This is a genomic window from Planococcus donghaensis MPA1U2, assembly GCF_000189395.1.
GTDB lineage: Bacteria > Bacillota > Bacilli > Bacillales_A > Planococcaceae > Planococcus > Planococcus donghaensis_B.
Genome location: NZ_AEPB01000047.1, coordinates 1 through 15,614, shown reverse-complemented (window position 1 = coordinate 15,614; position 15,614 = coordinate 1). Strand labels below are relative to the sequence as shown.

The 15,614-nt window shown below is 40.3% G+C and carries 13 protein-coding genes; all 13 read left to right on the top strand.

Features of this window, described 5'->3' with window-relative positions:
- The first annotated feature begins 3 nt into the window (after positions 1–3).
- The 13 genes from GPDM_RS13420 (at position 4) to GPDM_RS13360 (ending at position 15,611) form a co-directional block, all read left to right on the top strand.
- On the top strand, positions 4–597 hold the full coding sequence (locus GPDM_RS13420) for a GNAT family N-acetyltransferase (protein WP_008432178.1): 594 nt from the start codon (positions 4–6) through the stop codon (positions 595–597).
- A gap of 143 nt (positions 598–740) precedes the next feature.
- Positions 741–2,471 (top strand): adenine deaminase C-terminal domain-containing protein, encoded by a 1,731-nt coding sequence (locus GPDM_RS13415; RefSeq protein WP_008432177.1) that lies wholly within the window; start codon positions 741–743, stop codon positions 2,469–2,471.
- A gap of 5 nt (positions 2,472–2,476) precedes the next feature.
- Complete coding sequence (locus GPDM_RS13410) at positions 2,477–3,508, top strand: DUF3048 domain-containing protein (protein ID WP_008432176.1); 1,032 nt, start codon at positions 2,477–2,479, stop codon at positions 3,506–3,508.
- Positions 3,509–3,540: 32 nt separating this feature from the next.
- The gene (locus GPDM_RS13405) at positions 3,541–3,861 is read left to right on the top strand and encodes a YerC/YecD family TrpR-related protein (RefSeq protein ID WP_008432175.1); all 321 of its coding nucleotides are present in this window, start codon (positions 3,541–3,543) and stop codon (positions 3,859–3,861) included.
- 74 nt (positions 3,862–3,935) lie between these two features.
- Positions 3,936–4,628 carry a heptaprenylglyceryl phosphate synthase gene (pcrB, locus tag GPDM_RS13400; protein WP_008432174.1) on the top strand — a complete coding sequence of 231 codons (693 nt, stop codon included), beginning with the start codon at positions 3,936–3,938 and terminating at the stop codon, positions 4,626–4,628.
- Between the two features lie 40 nt (positions 4,629–4,668).
- Positions 4,669–6,882: a DNA helicase PcrA gene (gene pcrA, locus GPDM_RS13395; RefSeq protein ID WP_008432173.1), complete on the top strand. Its 2,214-nt coding sequence runs from the start codon at positions 4,669–4,671 to the stop codon at positions 6,880–6,882.
- 15 nt (positions 6,883–6,897) lie between these two features.
- Positions 6,898–8,904: an NAD-dependent DNA ligase LigA gene (ligA, locus tag GPDM_RS13390; protein WP_008432171.1), complete on the top strand. Its 2,007-nt coding sequence runs from the start codon at positions 6,898–6,900 to the stop codon at positions 8,902–8,904.
- A 12-nt stretch (positions 8,905–8,916) separates the two neighbouring features.
- The gene (locus GPDM_RS13385; RefSeq protein ID WP_008432169.1) at positions 8,917–10,047 is read left to right on the top strand and encodes a CamS family sex pheromone protein; all 1,131 of its coding nucleotides are present in this window, start codon (positions 8,917–8,919) and stop codon (positions 10,045–10,047) included.
- A 102-nt stretch (positions 10,048–10,149) separates the two neighbouring features.
- The gene (gene gatC, locus GPDM_RS13380) at positions 10,150–10,440 is read left to right on the top strand and encodes an Asp-tRNA(Asn)/Glu-tRNA(Gln) amidotransferase subunit GatC (protein WP_008432168.1); all 291 of its coding nucleotides are present in this window, start codon (positions 10,150–10,152) and stop codon (positions 10,438–10,440) included.
- A gap of 18 nt (positions 10,441–10,458) precedes the next feature.
- Positions 10,459–11,928 carry an Asp-tRNA(Asn)/Glu-tRNA(Gln) amidotransferase subunit GatA gene (gatA, locus tag GPDM_RS13375; RefSeq protein WP_008432166.1) on the top strand — a complete coding sequence of 490 codons (1,470 nt, stop codon included), beginning with the start codon at positions 10,459–10,461 and terminating at the stop codon, positions 11,926–11,928.
- Entirely contained in the window at positions 11,925–13,355 is a 1,431-nt protein-coding gene (gene gatB / locus GPDM_RS13370) for an Asp-tRNA(Asn)/Glu-tRNA(Gln) amidotransferase subunit GatB (RefSeq protein WP_008432165.1), read from the top strand. The genes gatA and gatB overlap by 4 nt, the downstream gene beginning before the upstream one ends.
- A 686-nt stretch (positions 13,356–14,041) precedes the next feature.
- Positions 14,042–14,611: a thioredoxin family protein gene (locus GPDM_RS13365; RefSeq protein ID WP_008432164.1), complete on the top strand. Its 570-nt coding sequence runs from the start codon at positions 14,042–14,044 to the stop codon at positions 14,609–14,611.
- Between the two features lie 85 nt (positions 14,612–14,696).
- On the top strand, positions 14,697–15,611 hold the full coding sequence (locus GPDM_RS13360; protein ID WP_008432161.1) for a diacylglycerol kinase: 915 nt from the start codon (positions 14,697–14,699) through the stop codon (positions 15,609–15,611).
- Positions 15,612–15,614: the final 3 nt, after the last annotated feature.

The window sequence follows — 15,614 nt, the reverse complement described above, 5'->3', positions numbered from 1 at the left end:
ATTATGAATTGGTATGAAAAACTAAATCAGTATTTTCCAGTTGAAGAAATGAAGTCAAAAGAGCATATGGATACATTGCTAAAAGAAAAAGGAAGCGTTTACTACAAAGACGAGGGTCCTTACCATGTATTAATGTATGCAGAATTTCCTCATTTTACGTTTGTTGATTATTTATTTGTTTCTAAAGAATCACGTGGAATGGGTCTTGGCAGAAAGACATTGCAGATGTTAAAAGATAAAAACAAACCGATTATCCTTGAAGTTGAACCAGTGAACTACGAAGACACGGATACGGAAAAACGTTTACGTTTTTATGCACGTGAAGGATTTGAACACGCATCATCAATTGGTTATTGCCGTCGTTCACTTGCGACAGGTGAAGAAAACTCGATGGAAATTTTGTACTGGACACCAAGTGGTGAATCAGAAGAGCAAATTTTCGAAGGCATGAAAAAAATGTATGAAGACATTCACACGTATAAAGACGAGCAATTTTACGGTGAATCGTATGATTCGGTATCTGACGTACTAACTTTCCAAGAAGAAGAAAAGAAAGACGTCTTGAAACCATTCAGCGACCCTGTGAATAATGACTGATTGACCCAACCCACGCATTCGCGTGGGTTTTTTGTGTCTAAAAAAATTAGAATGTTCTTATTTTTGATGTGAATGTCTATTTTCGAATGCATAATTATGCTAGGATATTAAGTATCGAACTAGTAGAAAGCAGGTGCCGGCAATTGGTAAATCCATTATGGAAAAATACAGAGATTCGAAATCAGCTGAAAATCGTCACAAAAGAAATTGCGCCGGATCTCGTTTTGACAAATGCAACGTATTTACATGGAATTTTTAAGAAATGGATAACAGGGAATATATGGATATCTAGTGATCGTATTGTTTACGCAGGCAAAGAAATGCCGAAAATTGATGCTGCTACGGAAGTGGCCGATATGACGGGTAAATACATTGTTCCGGGATACATTGAACCTCATGTTCATCCTACACAATTATACAATCCTCAAAGTTTTGCAGATTATGCGGCTCAAGGTGGAACAACAATGTTCTTGTCCGATAATTTAACGTTTTTTATGGCACTTGACAATAAGAAAGCGTTTTCATTGCTAGATCAATTAAGTGAATTACCGTTTAGCTATTATTGGTGGACTCGTTTTGATTCGCAGACAGAGTTAAACAATGAAGATCAACTATTCACATCGACTTCTGTGGGGGAGTGGTTGGACCGTCAAGATGTGTTACTCGGTGGTGAGTTGACAGGCTGGCCTAAATTGCTCGCGGGCGATGACCAAATGCTGTATTGGATTCAAAAAGCGAAAATGGGCTTGAAAAAAATTGAGGGGCATTTTCCAGGAGCCTCAGAAAAAACTTTAGCTCGTATGCGACTACTTGGAGCCGATGGCGACCACGAATCCATGACTGTAGATGAAGTGGAAATGCGACTACTTCATGGTTACGGTGTGACTCTTCGCCATTCTTCGATCCGTCCGGATTTGCCGAATTTGTTAAAAGGAATCGTAGAACGTGAATTAAATGTCTTTGACAAGCTAATGATGACAACAGACGGTTCAACTCCGGCATTTCACTTAAACGGTGTAATGGACTGGTGCATTCAAATTGCACTCGATGCAGGGGTGCCACCACTTGATGCCTACATGATGGCGTCTTATAACGTTGCTCGTTATTATAATGTGACGAGCCTCCACGGATTAATCGCCACAGGACGTTATGCGAACTTAAATATTCTTGATAACATTGAGAACCCAGTGCCTTCAGGCGTGATTTCAAAAGGTGTTTGGTTGAAAAAAGACGGTAAAAAAATCCACTCATTACCCAATGTCGATTGGTCGATTTTGCCGGATTTGGATATAGAATTTGAATTGACGGATGACGATTTCCAATTTTCAATGCCATTTGGTATTGAAATGGTTAATGATGTTATTACAAAACCTTATACAGTCAGTGTTGATACGCATGATGCCAAATTATCAAAGTCACATGACGAAAGCTTTTTAATGCTTATCGATAAAAATGGCAAGTGGCGTGTGAACACTTTGATTAAAGGGTTTGCACCGGGACTAGATGGTTTTGCATCTTCTTATACAAGCACTGGCGATATTATCCTTATTGGCAAAAATCGCGAAGATATGTGGTTAGCTTTTAATGAGATGAAACGGTTAAAAGGCGGCATCATTCTTACTGAAAATGGTGAAATTGTTCAATCCTTGCCACTTCCTTACGGAGGCGTTATGTCGGATTTACCGATGGAGCAATTGATTGAGCAAGAACAGGCATTGAAAAAAGCGTTGAAAGAGCGAGGCTACAAGCACGGAGATGCCGTTTACACAATGCTGTTCTTACAGGCAACTCACTTGCCTTATGTTCGCGTTACACAAAAAGGCATTTACGATGTCAAAAATAAAAAAATACTGTTCCCATCATTTATGAGGTAATTGGGATGAAAAAATGGTTGTTCATCTTTATTTTACTCTTGATAGTGCTAGCTAGTGCCGGTGGATTTTGGTTGACGAAAAAGGAAGATTCTACACCACCTCCGCCAGAGCAGCCAGTAGAAGAGAATCCTGTACCAACAACACCTTTTACTGGAGAAGTGATGGATTTAACGACAACAGGGCGACCTGTCATGGCAGTTGTAAATAACCATCCAGATGCTCGTCCGCAAACGGGTCTGGCCGAAGCAGATATCATTTTTGAGATGATTGCCGAATTTAATATCACTCGATTTGTAGCGCTTTACCAAAGCGAAGACCCAAATAAGATAGGGCCAATCCGAAGTGCTCGTGATTATTTTGTTGAGCTTGCCATAGCCTATGATGCTTTCTTCGTAGCTCATGGCTATAGTCCGGATGCTCGGGAAATGCTTGAATCGGGCGTTGTTGATCACGTCAACGGCATGCAATATGATGGAACTTTGTTTCAACGATCAACCGATCGCATAGCCCCACATAATTCCTATATCACAAAGGAAAATATAACTAAAGCTATGGATAACGCACAGACTTCAACGGAGTACAAAGGTCAATCACCTTATTATTTCTATGACTCAATGCAAAATGATAAACTGAACGAACAGGCTCTTTCGATTCGAGTAGAGTATGGAACAAATGAGTTGTTTTACAGCGACTTTCTATATAATAGTCAATCGCAGTTGTACAGTCGATCGGTTAATGGCGTAGTAATGGCCGATAAAGAAACCTTTGAAACAATAAAAGTCTCTAATGTTTTAGTTTTTGAAGCACAACATGAGACAATCGATTCTAAAGGGCGCCAGTCTATCGATTTGTCGAGTGGCGGAGAGGCTCTGCTATTTCAAGCGGGCGGAGTTCGTGAAATCGAATGGAATTCAGTTAATGGAATGTTAGTTCCGTTTATGGACGGAGAAGTGGTAAAATTGATGCCAGGGAAAACTTGGATTCACATCGTTCCTACGGATCCAGGAATCGAGCAATCCGTTAGCTACACGCCGTGATGATGGTAGCAATGAAAGGATGAGGAAGCTGCATGCAAGTAGATAAAATTAGAGGCCATCAAACAGATCAGTTGATTGAAGCCGTTTTGGCCTTAAAAGATAAGGAAGAAGCTTATCGTTTCTTCGATGATTTATGTACAATTAGTGAAATTCAATCGATGTCTCAGCGGTTAGAAGTGGCACATATGCTGCGTATGAAAAAAACGTACGAAAAAATAAAAAATGAAACCGGTGCTAGCACGGCAACGATTTCTCGTGTGCGCCGTTGCTTAAACTATGGTAACGATGCTTATGATGGAATGTTAGAACGCCTTTATCCAGATGAAAAACCTTTTGAACTGCCAAAAGACTGAACAGAGAACCAACTCTGTTCGGTTTTTTTGTTATACTAAATAGATGATAACTGAGATAAAGTTGGGTGAAAAAGATGGATTTCAAAACATGGCAGCATGTCTTTAAATTAGATCCAGCAAAAGAAATCATGGATGGACATTTGGAACGAATTTGTAAATCCGGGACTGATGCCATCTTGATTGGCGGCAGTGATAATGTCACACTCGACAATGTCCTCCATTTAGCAGAACGTGTGCAGCGTTATCAGTTGCCGATGGTGTTAGAAGTTTCTACAATCGATTCTGTAGCTCCGGGGTTTGACTATTATTTTATCCCGACAGTTTTAAACAGTGACAATCCCTTGTGGGTTAAAGGACTTCATCATCAAGCAATTCGTGAATACGGAGAGTTTTTGGACTGGGATGAATTAGTTCCAGAAGGGTATTGTATTTTGAATGCCGATTGCAAAGCCGCAAAATTAACGGATGCACAAACCGATTTGACGGCAGAAGATGTGTTAGCTTATGCACGTTTAGCAGAACATTTTTTCCGTCTGCCTATTTTTTATATGGAGTATAGCGGCATGTTCGGTGATATGGAACTTGTTAAAAAAGTAAAGAGTGTCCTTACTGAAACCCACTTGTTTTATGGTGGAGGGATCGACTCAGCTGATACAGCTAAAAAAGCATTTGCTTTTGCAGATACTATCGTCGTTGGCAATATTATTTATGAAAATATCGATAAAGCGATTGAAACCGTAGAGGCAGTTGCGGAAACGGCTGGTTAATCGTTATACTAATAAGAACGAATGTTCGAGGTGGTGCACAATGGAATTGATATCAAAAAACTTATTAAACGGGATGAACCCGGAACAAGCAGAAGCAGTCAAAACGACTGAAGGACCGCTACTTATTATGGCAGGTGCAGGATCAGGGAAAACGCGTGTGCTGACACACCGTATAGCTTATTTGGTGCTGGAAAAACAAGTTTACCCATCCAATATTTTAGCCATTACGTTTACCAATAAAGCCGCACGTGAAATGCGTAACCGGATTGACGGATTATTAGGGCACGGAACCGGGCAGCGTATGTGGGCATCTACATTTCACTCAATGTGTGTGCGTATTTTAAGACGCGATATTGATAAATTAGGCATGTCGAAAAATTTCTCGATTTTGGATACAACCGATCAATTAACGGTTATTAAAAATGTCTTGAAACAACAAAACTTGGATCCTAAAAAATACGAACCGAGAACGATGTTAAATGCCATTTCCTCATCAAAAAATGAATGCATTGATGCGGCTCAATTTGCAGCGGATATGAATCAATTTAACCCATACGAGAAAACAGTTTCAGACGTTTATACAGCTTATGAGAAACGCTTGAAGAAAAACCAGTCACTGGATTTTGATGATTTGATCATGACAACGTTAAATTTATTTAACACGGTTCCTGAAGTGCTAGAGTATTATCAAAACAAATTCCACTACATTCACGTAGATGAATACCAAGATACAAATAATGCGCAATATCAATTGGTTCAGAAATTGGCAAGCAAGTTTAAAAACATTTGCGTAGTTGGTGACTCGGATCAGTCGATTTACCGGTGGCGCGGGGCGGATATCACGAATATCTTGTCATTTGAAAAAGATTATCCTAATGCGAAAGTGATTATGCTTGAGCAAAACTATCGTTCGACAAAACGTATCTTACAAGCAGCGAACGATGTAATTCAGAAAAACACAAGTCGTTATCCAAAAGAATTGCGTACGGAAAACGATGAAGGCACGGCTATTACTTTGCATAAAGCGGGAGACGAGCGTCAAGAAGCGCAGTTTGTTGTTCAAACGATACAAAAGTTGATGGACGAAGAAAACTACAAAACGTCTGATTTTGCAATTCTTTACCGCACAAATGCACAGTCGCGAATCATGGAAGAAATGTTTGTTAAATCGAATATGTCTTATACCATCGTTGGCGGAACAAAATTCTATGACCGCAAAGAAATTAAAGACTTATTGGCGTATTTGCGTTTGATTGCTAACAACGACGATGATTTGTCTTTAGCTCGTGTGATTAACGAGCCAAAGCGTGGAATTGGCGCAACTTCTTTCGAGAAAATGGCACGTTTTGCGATTGAACAAGATCGTACCATTATGGACGCGTTACAAGAAGCTGACTTTATGGGGTTAACGCCTAAAACAGCACAAACGGCTTTAGAATTCCGTAACATGATGGCGAGTTTCACGCAAATGCAGGAATATTTGTCAGTAACAGAATTAGTTGAAGAAGTTCTAAAAAAGTCAGGTTACCGTCAAATGTTACAAAACGATAAAACCATTGAAGGCGAAAGTCGTTTAGAAAACTTAGATGAGTTTTTATCGGTCACAAAAGCTTTTGAAAAGCAAAGTGATGATAAGTCGTTAGTAGCATTCTTAACCGATTTAGCGTTGATTTCAGATATTGATTCATTGGATGACGAAGAAGATGCAGATGGTCCGATTATTTTAATGACGATGCACGCAGCAAAAGGATTAGAATTCCCTGTTGTCTTTATTATCGGATTAGAAGAAAACGTCTTCCCGCATTCACGGTCGAACAATGACGATGAAGAACTAGAAGAAGAGCGCAGACTTGCTTATGTTGGAATTACGCGAGCAGAACAACGTCTGTATTTGACTCACGCCTCTTCACGTACATTGTTCGGGAAAAGTAATTTTAATATGCCCTCTCGGTTTATTTCGGAGATTTCAGAAGATCTGATTGAACAAACACGAGCTCACCATCGTGCTGGGGCTACTACAAGTTATCGACAAATACCAAAACGTCCAGCCGTAACACGTCCTAGCTATAATCAATCAGGCAGTGAGAAATTAGGGTGGAAAACGGGCGATAAAGCAACGCATAAAAAATGGGGTACCGGAACGGTCGTTAGCGTTAAAGGCGAAGGCGAACAAACGGAACTCGATATTGCGTTTCCGAGCCCTGTCGGCATTAAACGCTTATTGGCTAAATTTGCGCCGATTGAAAAAGAATGATCGGGAGGAAACTAGATGGATCGCTTAAAAGCGGAACAACGTGTAGATGAATTAAACGAAATGCTAAGGAATTATGGTCATGCTTATTATGTACTTGATAAGCCGGCTGTTCCGGATGCGATATACGATCAATTACTCAATGAGTTAATCGATTTAGAAACACTTTATCCTGATTTGGTGTTTCCAGATTCACCTACTCAACGTGTAGGCGGGGCACCACTTTCGACTGTTGATAAAGTTACCCATGAACGTCCTATGCTCAGTTTATCTAATGTTTTTGGTGAAGAAGATTTACGCGAATTTGATAAACGTGTGCGGAGCGGTGCGGGCGACAAAGTTGACTATGTTTGTGAATTGAAAATCGACGGACTTGCCGTATCACTTCTATATGAGGATGGTAAATTCGTCAAAGGTGCAACGCGCGGTGATGGTCGTGTTGGAGAAGACATTACGGTCAATTTGCGAACCATCCGTGCAATTCCATTAAAACTAAAAGATGCAGTCACGCTTGAAGTTCGCGGCGAAGTGTTTATGCCGAAAAAATCATTTCATGCATTAAATGAACAGCGTAGCGAGCAAGGAGAAGAACTGTTCGCCAACCCGCGAAATGCAGCAGCAGGGTCCCTTCGTCAATTAGATCCAAAAATTGCAGCAAGCCGTAATTTAGATGTTTTTATTTATGGAATTGGCGGCGACGGTGAGACTTATCGTTTAGCCGAACACGATGAGTCATTGGATTACCTTGCAAAACTTGGTTTTAAAACAAACCAAGAACGCCAAGTTTGTACTTCGGTTGAAGAAGTGTTGGCATATATCGAAAAATGGACTGAAAAACGCAACGACTTGCCATATGAAATCGACGGCATCGTTATTAAAGTCAATCAGTTTTTGTATCAACAAGAACTTGGATTTACAGCGAAAAGTCCCAAATGGGCAACAGCTTATAAGTTCCCAGCAGAAGAAGTAATGACGACTGTCCGAGATATTGAATTGAGTGTAGGGCGAACTGGAGTTGTGACGCCGACTGCAATATTAGACCCGGTGTCGGTTGCAGGAACTACTGTACAGCGAGCATCCTTACACAATGAAGACTTAATCAAAGAAAAAGATATTCGAATCGGTGACAAAGTCATTATTCGAAAAGCAGGAGACATTATTCCAGAAGTTGTGTCAGTCATTCTTGACCAACGAACTGGAGAAGAACTGCCTTTTGAGATGCCGACTCATTGCCCTGCATGTGATAGCGAGTTGGTTCGAATCGAAGGAGAAGTGGCTCTTCGCTGTGTTAATCCACAATGTCCGGCACAAATTACAGAAGGTCTGATTCATTTTGTGTCACGCAATGCCATGAATATTGATGGGCTTGGTGAAAAGGTAATTGAGCAGTTGTACCGAGAAGGTTTGGTCCACGACATTTCAGATATTTACAAGCTGACAAAAGAACAATTAGTAGAGTTAGATCGCATGGCTGATAAGTCCGCTTCAAATTTAGTGGCGGCGATTGATGCATCTAGAAGTAATTCTATGGAGAAATTATTGTTTGGTTTAGGTATCCGTCATGTTGGAGAAAGAGGCGCGCGAATTTTATCTGAGCATTTTGGGACGCTTGAACAGCTAATTGCTGCGACAAAAGAAGAATTAATCGAAGTACATGAAATCGGCGACAAAATGGCGGATTCAATCGTTATGTATTTTGATAATGAAGAAGTTCGTGCATTAGTGGAACGTTTACGTGAAGCAAACGTCAATTTATCGTATACAGGTACACGAGTACGCGTAGAAGAAGGCGCAAATGCCTTTGCAGGCAAGAAAATTGTTTTAACAGGTAAGCTCGAACAAATGACTCGTCAAGAAGCGAGCGCACAAATTGAGGCGCTTGGTGGCAAACTGACAGGTAGTGTCAGTAAGAAAACCGATTTGCTTATTGCCGGGGAAGAAGCGGGCTCTAAACTCGATAAAGCACGTGAGCTCAAAGTGGAAATTTGGGACGAAGAACGTCTCGTTGAGGAATTGAACAAATAAGGGGATTTTAACATGAAACGCATATGGTGGATTCCAATCAGTTTGCTGCTGTTATCGGGATGTGTTCCGTCGAAAACAGATGAGAAAACAGAAGTGATAAATGAAAAAGAAGAAGTAGAAACGGCAATCATCCCGAGCATGCAGTTGGATGATCAGTTTTACCGTACGCTCCTGCCTTATAAAGCAAGCGCAACAAGAGGGAAAATCGTTAATCGTTTAAACTCCCGTTATGATATTGCTGAAACAGAAAATGGCTTATTGCGTTTGTCGCAAAAGCAATTTTCACCGGATGATTATTATTTTCAAGAAGGTCAAAAAATTACGGATGAAGATGTAACTTCATGGTTACGACGTAAAAGTGAAGACAACCCAAACGGGTTAAATCTTCCGGATGAACGCACAGCAGAACAAAAAAAAGCAGGAGAACGTCCTCCTGCTGAAATATTGGCACATGTAGTTGAACAAAATTATTTAGTAAAAACCAATGAAGATACAATTCGTCTTGGTGGCATTTCAATCGGTCTTGCGCTGAATTCATCTTACTCAGGCAGTGAAAACGGCATATCTTACGAAGAAGAAATACCGCAAGCGCAACTAGAAAAAGAAGGCAAACGTATGGCGGATGAAATCGTGAAACGGTTGCGTGAAAAAGAAGGTCTAGCTGATGTGCCGATTGTGGTAGGGCTTTTTAAACAAAATGCAGGTAGTTCGATGATTCCAGGCACTTACTTCTCATCAGGTGCTGCACCAGGCGGGAAAAATGCCGTTGCGAGCTGGAATCAGGTAAACGAAGATTACGTACTGTTCCCTACGTCTGGCAGCAATGATAGTTATCGAGATATCGATACGGCATTTCGGAATTTCAAACAAGATGTTGAAATCTACTTTTCAAATTACACCAGTGTGATCGGTACTGGCTTTTATCAAGAAAATGAATTAAAAGAGTTGAAAGTTGAAATTCCAATTCAATTTTATGGAGTATCCGAAGTGATTGGTTTTACGCAATATGTAACCGGTTTGGTTATGGAACATTTTCCTGAAAATGTATTGATAGAAGTTAGTGTTACTTCAACTAATGGCCCAGAAGCATTAATTTTGAAAAAAGCAGGAGAAACAGAACCCTTTGTTCACATTTATGAATAATCTCCAATGAAAATAGGGATAGCCATGCGGCTGTCCCTATTCATTTTTTTAGAAAAATGGTATGATATAGCGTATGTTTACTGAATCCGGAGGTGTAAAGAAATGGCGAAAATGACGAAAGAAGAAGTAATTGAAGTCGCACATTTGGCGAGACTCGCAATTACTGATGAAGAAGCAGAACATTTTGCAGATCAACTAGAAGCAATTACGAATGCAATGGAATTGCTAAATGAATTGGATACGGAAAATGTTGAACCAACAACGCACGTATTGCAGATGGTCAATGTATTGCGCGAAGATAAATCTGTTCCAGGATTAGATCGTGACTTGGTTATGAAAAACGTAAAAGAACATGAAGGCGGACAAGTAAAAGTCCCTACAATTTTAGAATAGTCGGAAGGAGGAAAAAACATGTCATTTGTAGAAAAAACAGCTGCACAATTGCAAGAAATGATACATACAAAAGAAACGACAATTGCCGAAATGACTGAAAAAGCATTCGAACGCATTGAAGCGCTTGAGCCAAAAGTCGATGCATTTCTTGCTTTGAACAAAGAACGTGCAACACAGCTTGCAAAAGAAATGGATCAAGTTCCTTTTGCTGAGCGTGGACCATTATTTGGCTTACCAATCGGAGTAAAAGACAATATCGTAACAGAAGGATTAGAAACGACAGCTTCTAGCCGTATTTTAGAAGGATTTAACCCTATCTATAATGCAACGGTTGTGGATAAGTTAAGAGAAGCTGGGATGGTAACAGTCGGTAAATTGAATATGGATGAATTTGCAATGGGTTCTTCTAACGAAAACTCGTATTACAAAAAAACAAAAAACCCATGGAATCTTGAAACTGTTCCAGGCGGTTCTTCAGGTGGATCTGCTGCTGCAGTTGCAGCGGGAGAAGTACCGTTTTCATTAGGTTCAGATACGGGTGGTTCGATTCGTCAGCCTGCTGCTTTTTGTGGGGTTGTAGGGATGAAGCCAACTTACGGACGAGTTTCTCGTTTTGGGTTGATTGCTTATGCTTCTTCATTAGATCAAATTGGTCCAATCACAAGAACTGTAAACGACAATGCCTTATTGTTAAATGCAATTTCAGGTTATGACGAAAAAGATTCAACGTCTGCTAATGTAGAGGTTCCGGATTTCACGTCTGCATTGACAGGTGATATTACAGGTCTACGCATTGGTGTTCCTAAAGAATACTTTGCTGAAGGCGTTGGCGAAGCAGCTAAAGAAGCTGTTCTAGATGCATTAAAAGTGCTTGAAGAACGAGGCGCAATTTGTGAAGAAATTTCACTTCCTCATTCAAAATATGCATTATCAACTTATTACATTCTTGCTTCTTCTGAAGCTTCATCTAACCTTTCGCGCTTTGACGGCATTCGTTATGGCTACCGTACAGAAAAAGCAGGAAGTCTTCTTGAGTTTTACATGAATACGCGCTCTGAAGGGTTTGGCGATGAAGTAAAACGCCGCATCATGCTAGGAACGTATGCACTAAGCTCAGGTTATTATGATGCTTACTATAAAAAAGCACAAAAAGTTCGTACGTTGATCAAAAAAGACTTTGATGATGCATTTGAAAAATACGATGTCATTGTTGGCCCAACAACGCCAACACCTGCATTTAAAATTGGTGAAATCATGGATGATCCATTAACAATGTATGCAAATGATATTTTAACTATTCCAGTAAACTTAGCGGGTGTACCAGCTATTTCAATTCCTTGTGGATTTGAAAACGGTCTACCATTAGGCTTGCAAATAATCGGGAAACATTTCGACGAAGAAACAGTCTATCGTGTTGCGGATGTATATGAAAAAGCAACAGATTTCCATAAAAAAACTCCTCAAACATGGGAGGGAGCAGCACAATGAACTTTGAAACGATCATTGGACTTGAAGTCCACGTTGAATTAAAAACTGAATCTAAAATGTTTTCTCCAGCACCGGCTCACTTTGGTGCCGAACCGAATACCAATACGAATGTCATTGACCTTGGCTACCCGGGCGTTTTACCTGTAGTAAATAAAACGGCTGTAGACTGGGCAATGAGAGCGGCGCTTGCATTAAACTGTGAAATTACGCGTCACACGAAATTTGACCGTAAAAACTACTTCTATCCAGATAACCCGAAAGCTTATCAAATTTCACAATTTGATCAGCCAATCGGTGAGCACGGTTGGATCGAAATCGAAGTAAAAGGTGAGAAAAAACGTATCGGAATTACGCGTCTTCATATGGAAGAAGATGCAGGGAAATTAACGCATACAGGTAATGGTCATTCATTGGTCGACTTTAACCGCCAAGGAACTCCATTAATCGAAATCGTTTCTGAACCAGATATTCGTACTGCTGATGAAGCATACGCTTACCTTGAAAAAATCAAAGCAATCATTCAATACACTGGCGTTTCAGATGTTCGCATGGAAGAAGGATCGTTGCGTTGCGACGCGAACATTTCACTTCGTCCGTTTGGTCAAGAACAATTTGGTACAAAGACCGAGTTGAAAAACTTAAACTCGTTCAACTTTGTTCGTAAGGGAATTGAGCACGAACAAGTTCGTCAAGAACAAGTGTTATTGTCAGGTGGCATCATCGAGCAAGAAACACGTCGTTACGACGAATCAACAGGTAAAACGTTGTTGATGCGCATTAAAGAAGGATCGGACGATTACCGTTACTTCCCAGAGCCAGATTTAGTCGATATTGTAATCGATGACGCTTGGCTTGAGCGTGTTCGCTCTGAAATTCCAGAATTACCGGATGCAAGAAAAGCACGTTACGTATCAGAGCTTGGCTTGTCTTCATATGACGCGATGGTATTGACCTTAGCAAAACCCATTTCTGATTTCTTTGAAGCAACAGTAGCGGCTGGTGCTGATGCAAAACTTGCTTCTAACTGGTTAATGGGCGAAGTTTCGGCTTACCTAAATGCTGAACAAAAAGAACTTTCGGATACAGCATTAACTCCTGAAGGTTTGGCAGGCATGATTAAGTTGATTTCAGACGGTACGATTTCGTCTAAAATTGCGAAGAAAGTCTTTAAGGAATTGATTGAAAAAGGCGGCGACGCGAACGATATCGTCAAAGCTAAAGGACTTGTTCAGATCTCTGATGAAAACACATTGCGTGAATTCGTAACAGCAGCTCTTGATAATAATCCACAATCGATTGAAGACTTTAAAAACGGGAAAGACCGCGCAATTGGTTTCCTAGTTGGGCAAATTATGAAGCAAACAAAAGGGCAGGCGAACCCGCCATTGCTTAATAAAATTCTTCTTGAAGAAATTGCAAAACGATAATATCTAGTTGAATGATGTAAAAGGATGGTCCGTTATGGGCCATCTTTTTTGATGAGTTCTTGTAGAAGTAGATGTGAAAAGTCGCACCGACCGCTTTGGGCATAGCTCCCGCAAGAAGCCAGGGAAAAGCGTCTGTCTTCTTGCTTCGCCTAGCCCGCGTGCGCGGCGGTGCTGGTGAGTGGTTGGAGGTAGCGTCTTGGTATCATTTAGATAGAGGGCATAGTTATGTAGAATGAGCTTCTGTGGAAGTAGGTGTGAAGAATCGCACCGACCGCTTTGGGCATAGCTCCCGCAAGAAGCCAGGGAAAAGCGTCTGTCTTCTTGCTTCGCTTAGGTCATGCGTGCGGTGATGATGGAGAATGAAGGTAATAGATTCGATTAGTTTTCGTTAGTTAAGTTAATTAGTTAATTAATGGAACTAAGTTTGCTGTACCGGCGTCTTTTAAGTGAGTGTTGAGCGTTGTCTTTTGTTGATATAGATACGGCTTTAAAGGCTATTTCTGTATCTCAGCCTTGAACACTTTGCTACATAACAGTAAACTGATAGTAAAGACGAATTTAGGTTAATAGAATGTGCTTTAGTATTTAGTGACTGTACCTATACAACTAATTTTGAGCAGAGTCATTTCTGCTTTTGAGAATGAGATTAGTTTAGTGGCAAAGTAGGAAAAGGGAGGCGTGATGGTATGATGACGGAGCAGCAATACTTTGAAAATGGTATTAGTTTGGAAAGCTATATGGCTCAAATGGAGTCAAATCAACAGAAATCTTATAGTATTTATGAAAAGTTTGAGCTACCGAAAGATCCGGAATTCCTAGCTTTACTAAAAGATAAAAAGCCACATGTACTTGTAATCACTGAGGATTGGAGCGGTGATGCAATGATGAACAATGCCATTTTACGAAAAATTGCAGATGCAGCTGATTTAGAAGTTCATTGCATATCTCGTGATGATAATTTGGAATTAATGGACCGTTACTTAACAAACGGGGAACGATTAATTCCGAAATACATTGTGCTGTCTGAAGCTGGAGAGGTTCTTGGTGAGTGGGGACCAAGGGCTCCAAAAGTTCAGGAGTTTGTGGACAAGAAGAAATCAGTTCTTCCGGAAAAAGAAGATCCGCAATACAAACTGCATATGAAAACAGTAACCGGTGAAATATTAGATGGGTTTGTTTACAATGATGATTTTTGGCATGTGGTATATGAAGAGTTTCGTCAAGTATTCCAGACAGCCTTAACTTCAAGTAAATGACAAAGTCATTAGGGAATTTATGAGTAGTTAATTTCAGAAATGAGTTATGTTCATTTTTACAGAAAGTCCAGAAAGGCTGAATCCTATGAAACGTGCACGTATAATTTACAACCCAACTTCTGGTCGCGAGTTATTTCGCAAGCATTTGCCGGAAGTTTTAGAGAAAATGGAGAAAGCAGGTTATGAAACTTCCTGTCACGCAACCACTTCTGAAGGTGATGCTATTCAAGCAGCTGCTCATGCAGTAGAGCGTGAGTTTGATCTAGTAATAGCTGTTGGTGGAGACGGGACATTAAATGAAGTGGTTTCAGGAATCGCAAAATTTGAGAACCGACCAAAAGTAGGGCTGATTCCAATGGGGACAACCAATGATTTTGCTCGCGCGGTTCACATCCCGAGAGATATAACAAAAGCTGTAGATATTATTCTTAAAGGAGATTCTATTCCTGTAGACATTGGGTTGATGAATGAAGATCGCTATTTTATCAATATTGCAGGAGGCGGAAGGCTCACAGAGTTAACTTATGAAGTACCGAGTAAATTGAAAACGGTCCTTGGACAAATGGCTTATTATTTAAAAGGAATTGAAATGTTGCCTTCGATTCGGTCCTCGCGTGTACGTATTGAATACGATGGACAAGTTTTTGATGATAGTGCGATGATGTTTTTGATCGGCTTAACGAATTCTGTTGGTGGATTTGAAAAACTTGCACCAGATGCCAGTATCAATGATGGGAAGTTTACGTTGTTAATTTTAAAAGAGCTGAACATGGCTGAATTTATTCGCGTTGCTTCTTTAGCGTTACGTGGTGAGCACTTGTCAGACCCTCACGTAATTTATGCCAAGGCAAGTGAAATTAAAGTAACAACAGAAGAGCGAGTATTGTTGAATTTAGACGGAGAATACGGCGGTGTGTTACCAGCTACATTTAAAAACTTGGCTAATCACATTGAAATATACGTTCCAATAGATTCGTTAAATGAAAAAGATCGCAAATAAAAA

Coding starts and splice junctions, on each gene's coding strand:
- GPDM_RS13405 (WP_008432175.1), top strand. CDS start 3,541: ATGCAAGTAGATAAAATTAGAGGCCATCAAACAGATCAGTTGATTGAA.
- GPDM_RS13385 (WP_008432169.1), top strand. CDS start 8,917: ATGAAACGCATATGGTGGATTCCAATCAGTTTGCTGCTGTTATCGGGA.
- gatC (WP_008432168.1), top strand. CDS start 10,150: ATGGCGAAAATGACGAAAGAAGAAGTAATTGAAGTCGCACATTTGGCG.
- pcrB (WP_008432174.1), top strand. CDS start 3,936: ATGGATTTCAAAACATGGCAGCATGTCTTTAAATTAGATCCAGCAAAA.
- pcrA (WP_008432173.1), top strand. CDS start 4,669: ATGGAATTGATATCAAAAAACTTATTAAACGGGATGAACCCGGAACAA.
- GPDM_RS13410 (WP_008432176.1), top strand. CDS start 2,477: ATGAAAAAATGGTTGTTCATCTTTATTTTACTCTTGATAGTGCTAGCT.
- GPDM_RS13365 (WP_008432164.1), top strand. CDS start 14,042: ATGATGACGGAGCAGCAATACTTTGAAAATGGTATTAGTTTGGAAAGC.
- gatA (WP_008432166.1), top strand. CDS start 10,459: ATGTCATTTGTAGAAAAAACAGCTGCACAATTGCAAGAAATGATACAT.
- GPDM_RS13420 (WP_008432178.1), top strand. CDS start 4: ATGAATTGGTATGAAAAACTAAATCAGTATTTTCCAGTTGAAGAAATG.
- GPDM_RS13360 (WP_008432161.1), top strand. CDS start 14,697: ATGAAACGTGCACGTATAATTTACAACCCAACTTCTGGTCGCGAGTTA.
- gatB (WP_008432165.1), top strand. CDS start 11,925: ATGAACTTTGAAACGATCATTGGACTTGAAGTCCACGTTGAATTAAAA.
- ligA (WP_008432171.1), top strand. CDS start 6,898: ATGGATCGCTTAAAAGCGGAACAACGTGTAGATGAATTAAACGAAATG.